This is a genomic window from Candidatus Latescibacter sp., from assembly GCA_030692375.1.
Lineage (GTDB): Bacteria > Latescibacterota > Latescibacteria > Latescibacterales > Latescibacteraceae > JAUYCD01.
This window is the reverse complement of sequence record JAUYCD010000081.1, coordinates 1-4,710: the sequence shown is the minus strand read 5'-3', so window position 1 is coordinate 4,710 and position 4,710 is coordinate 1. Positions and strand designations below refer to the sequence as shown.

Sequence of the window (4,710 nt, the reverse complement as noted above, 5' to 3'; positions counted from 1 at the left end):
CGCCGAGGCACGCGCCGACCATCAGGAGGACCGGGAGCCAGCCAGGCCCCGCGTGACGGTGGCGCACTGGCCGCAGAGTCGAAGACCGTTGGAACTGTTGGGCCGACATGATGCATCTCCTTTGCTTGCGGGTGCTCGATCCGGAGAACTGCTGTTCTTTAGATAATCTTCGTTCGCGTATAATATTACAATAAATCTATTCTCTTCATAACAAGCAAGTAGAAAAATAAATACGCCTATCGAGATGACTCATCATATCTGCTCAAGCCCCCTTACCCTCGGTCCCTTTCCCCCATAAATGGGGGCAAGGGAAGTTGAGGCGCCACATGCTTTGCTGCTTCGCAGGCACGATGAAGCTGTGTCCTGCCCCCCGCAAGGGGGGAAGGTGGCCTGAAAGGCCAGAAGGGGGCTATCTTTACTGAATGCAAACACACAAGTTGCGGAGTCAACTCGATAAGCACTTTAATAAATTCTTGCCAATAAAAAAGGAGATTGCCTTTATTATCGCAACCTCCCCTTTTTCCCATGTCATGCCGAACTCGTTTCGGCATCTATTTAACAACTCTCGTATACAAGTCGATATATCGTTGAGTGACGATATCCTCAGGGTACTGCCCGATAGCCCGTGTTCTTCCCGCCCGTCCCAGTTCACCGGCGAGATCGGGATTCTTGAGAATCCGTACACAGTTTTCCACCATGGCGCCGATATCGCCCACCGGGTAGAGACTCCCCGCTTTCCCGTCGCCGAGGAATTCCTCCATCCCGCTTCCGGATGTGCCGATCACCGGGACTCCGCAGCTCATAGCCTCAAGGGCGGTCAAACCGAAACTCTCATGCTCGGAGAGGAGAAGGTAGAGATCGGCCAGGGGAATGAGACAGCTTACATCGACCTGCCGTCCCAGAAATTGCACTTTGGAGAATAATCCCAGCTCCTCGATCATTTTTTTCGCGGGTTCCAGTTCGGGGCCGCTGCCTATGAATATCAATCGCGCCTTAACCTGTCTGGAAACCCCTTCAAAAACCCTTATAATATCCCCCACCCTCTTGACCGGACGGAAATTGGAGATATGCATGAGAATTTTTTCATCGGGGTCGGCAAAAAGAGAACGCGGGATCAAGGTATCCGGAGAGAATTTATCGGTATCGACGAAATTGGGAATCACCTCTATCTCTTTCTCCACCGCGAAGCGCTCGATGGTCTCTCTTTTAAGATATGAGGACACGGCAGTCACTGCAGTCGATTCCTCGATGGCGAACTTTGTAATCTCGAAATAGGAAGGGTCTGCGCCCACCAGGGTTATATCTGTTCCGTGGAGGGTGGTGATAAACGGGAGTTGCATTTTTTTCACGGTCATTTTCTGGGCCAGGTAAGCGCTTGTGGCATGAGGTACGGCGTAATGAACATGGAGCAGGTCCAGCTTTTCCCGGAGAGCTACCTGCGCCATCTTGGAAGCCAGCGCCAGGGTATAGGGCGGATAATCGAAAAGTGGGTAGTGGAGTACCTGAACCTCGTGGAAATAAATGTTCTCGATAAAATCCGAAAGACGGTAGGGAAGAGCGGTGGTTATGAAATGGACTTTGTTGCCGCGGCGGGCAAGGTTCTTGCCTAACTCCGTCGCCACCGTTCCACTCCCTCCATAGGTCGGATAACAGGTGATGCCGATATTCATGAAAAACTCCTCGGTTTCTATCTGCGAGTATCCGCGTGGTCCGCGGCGTCGTTTCTTCCCTGTCCGGGAATGAGCGCCCGAAGAGCCACTTCACGGACGAGGTCGCGGACCTCCATCATGGTCTCCATGAGGAAAGCCTCGGCATACTCGCAGTGAATACGGGAGCCGTAATACCTCATCCTGGCGATGATATCTTCGTTAAAACGACTGGATGATATATAGGTCGAAGGACCCTTATATTCAGGATTGAACGTCTGGCTTCGGTAACAGGCGACGGCTTTCATCTTGCGCTCGTACTGAGCGGAGATATCGATGATCATGGTGGGCTGGAATTCGAAATATTCCATGCCATAGATGATCTTGTTGGGACGGTGCGGGGGCTGCCCGGTGTCGTACTTGGCCAGACCCGCAGTGAAACAGGATTCTTTGACCAGAAGGCCGGTATGAGTATGATCCGGATTACGGTTGTTGCAGTCGTGGGTTATAACCAGGTGAGGCCGGTATGTTCGAATAGCTTCGACTACCGGGCGCCGGTTCTCCACCGTGTTCTCGATTGCTGCGTCCGGAAAGCCGAGATTCACCCGCACGTCCACACCAAGAATTCCCCCTGCGCAGGCCGCCTCCTCCGCACGCTGGGCGGCATTTCCCCGTGTTCCCATCTCTCCCTGAGAGAAATCCACGATGCCGACTGTATATCCCTGCTCTTTCAATTTAACAAGTGTGCCGCCGGCAATAATATCCGCATCATCGCGGTGCGCCATCATGCAGAGAACATCAACATCCATGCCTGATTCTCCTCGGTTTAGAAACTTTCGCCAGATACCATATAAAATATGCGATTAAAGAATGGAAAGCAACCCGAAGGAAGTGAAGGATGAAATCTGAAATCTGAAACAGGAATGTTAAACTTACCTCTTTGAAGCGTTTTCAGAAGATAGTATTTTTATCAGCGGATTCGTACTTGGGCGGCTGAGTAATTTTGAAGTGTCGGAAATTGAAACATGATGATTCGATAAAAAGGGAAATTTTACCTTCTACTCAGCTTTTTAAAACCTCACCCCCTGTCCCCCTCTCCTAGTCAGGAGAGGGGGTAACTCACGGCGGGCAAAGTCTTTACCCTCTCCTGACTAGGAGAGGGTGGCCAAAGGCCGGGTGAGGTTTCGACAGAACAGAAGACTTTGTAATACTTTTCCCGTATCATCAAACATGAATTTTGTACATGTTCTATTCCCTACCCCTTCTCCTGCGTGCGGGAGAAGGGGTAGGGAATGAGGGTTAGTGAATATGCTTAAAGAAAAATTCAGCCTGGCAGGAAAACGCGGGATCATCACCGGCGCTTCGCGAGGACTGGGACGGGCAATGGCGGATGGCCTGGCGGAAATGGGGGCCGATCTGGTAATCGCCGCGCGCGGCATAGACCTTTTGATTGATACTGCCACCGCTCTATCAGACTACGGCGGCAGAATCATACCCGTCGCCGCCGATGTGGGGATTGATGCCGATATTGAAAATCTCGCCGGGAAAGCCATCTCCGGGCTGGGAGGCATAGATTTCCTTTTCTGCAATGCCGGAATCATTAGGAGAGAGCCTTCAGAAAGTCATTCCCTGGAGGATTTTGATGAGGTGCTCAGGGTAAACGTCCATGCCGTTTTTATGCTTGCGCAGCTTTCAGCACAGGCGATGATACGCCAGGGAACAGGAGGATCTATAATCCTTACCGATTCTGTGGTGTCACAGACAGGAGGGCGGAATATTCCGGCGTATGCCGCCTCGAAAGGAGCTGTGCGGATGCTGGTGAAATCCATGGCCAACGATCTGGGACAATACAATATCCGTGTCAATGCCATCGGGCCGGGGTATTTCAAGACAAACATGACCAGAGAACTTCAGGACAACCCAGAGCGGTATAATGCCCTGCTCAAACGCATGGCGCTCGGACGGTGGGGAGTTCCCGAGGATTTGGCTGGAATCGCGGTTTTCCTGGCGAGCGATGCCTCCGCCTATCTAACCGGGCAGACCATTTATGTTGACGGCGGTTTTTTATCTATGTAAAAAATATTTTTCATCTATCAACCAGAAAGGAAATCCCATGAAAACAGTATGTTCACGATTCTTATCTGCAATCGGTACGATGGCCGGGTTTTCGGCGCTCGGCATTATGACAAGCGGAGGCGCAGAGATTTCGTTTGCCGCGGATGAACCCGAGCTTTCCTCTTACACTGTCACCCGCACAACAGGGCAGATCACCATCGACGGCAAGCTCGATGAGGCAGATTGGAGCCGCGCCAAAGAATTCACGTTGACAGATACAAACACAGGAAAACCGGTTCCCCTCAAATCCACGGTGAAGTTTCTCTGGGACGACCAATACCTGTATGCGGGATTCTATTGCGAGGACCCGGACGCCTGGGCTACCTACACCAAAGAAGACGACAAGCTCTGGGAGGAAGAGGTAGTAGAACTCTTCATCGACCCAGACGGCAACGGCTCCTCCTATTACGAAGTGGAGTTTAATCCGGTGAATGCCCGGGTGGATCTCATCGCCATCAATGCGGGTCCGAGGAAGAACGGTGCAATACAAGGCTGGTTCGACTGGGACTTCAAGAATATGAAAAATGCGGTCTTCGTAAAGGGCGATGGGCTGAAAGAAGGGACAACGGACGAATTTTGGACTGTCGAGATCGCCATTCCATTTGAGGACCTCTGGGAGCAGCAGCAGATTCCACCTAAAGACGGCGATATGTGGCGTCTGAATGCTTACCGTATCGAGCGTGGAAAATCGGGAAAGACCCCCCAGGACGACTGGTATGCCGCGTTCAGCCCGACTCTTCGGGGAAGCTTCCATACTCCCTGGCGGTTCGGCAAGGTATATTTCAAGAAGTAGCGATGAGGGCTCTTTGATTTCAAAACCCGCTTTTCAGCGGGTTTTTTATTTCTTCTCCCATAACTGTCCGGTTAAAATTTGAGAGGTAAAGACAACTGTTGCTGTTTTTGAGTAATTGTCTTGAATCTATCGAAAGGAATGGTAAGTATTTCAACG

The 4,710-nt window shown here is 51.4% G+C and carries 4 protein-coding genes; 2 read left to right on the top strand and 2 right to left on the bottom strand.

Annotated features, from left to right (window positions below; genetic code table 11):
- Positions 1-551: 551 nt before the first annotated feature.
- Together bshA and bshB1 are read right to left on the bottom strand one after the other, a co-directional pair.
- The gene (gene bshA / locus Q8O92_05095) at positions 552-1,670 is read right to left on the bottom strand and encodes an N-acetyl-alpha-D-glucosaminyl L-malate synthase BshA (protein ID MDP2982688.1); all 1,119 of its coding nucleotides are present in this window, start codon (positions 1,668-1,670) and stop codon (positions 552-554) included.
- A 17-nt stretch (positions 1,671-1,687) separates the two neighbouring features.
- Positions 1,688-2,455, bottom strand: coding sequence for a bacillithiol biosynthesis deacetylase BshB1 (bshB1, locus tag Q8O92_05090; GenBank protein ID MDP2982687.1), 768 nt, complete (start codon positions 2,453-2,455; stop codon positions 1,688-1,690).
- 499 nt (positions 2,456-2,954) lie between these two features.
- Here bshB1 and Q8O92_05085 point away from each other — a divergent pair, with 499 nt between their 5' ends.
- Both Q8O92_05085 and Q8O92_05080 read left to right on the top strand, forming a co-directional pair.
- Positions 2,955-3,722 (top strand): glucose 1-dehydrogenase, encoded by a 768-nt coding sequence (locus Q8O92_05085; GenBank protein MDP2982686.1) that lies wholly within the window; start codon positions 2,955-2,957, stop codon positions 3,720-3,722.
- Between the two features lie 37 nt (positions 3,723-3,759).
- Positions 3,760-4,554: a carbohydrate-binding family 9-like protein gene (locus tag Q8O92_05080; protein ID MDP2982685.1), complete on the top strand. Its 795-nt coding sequence runs from the start codon at positions 3,760-3,762 to the stop codon at positions 4,552-4,554.
- Positions 4,555-4,710 lie beyond the last annotated feature (156 nt).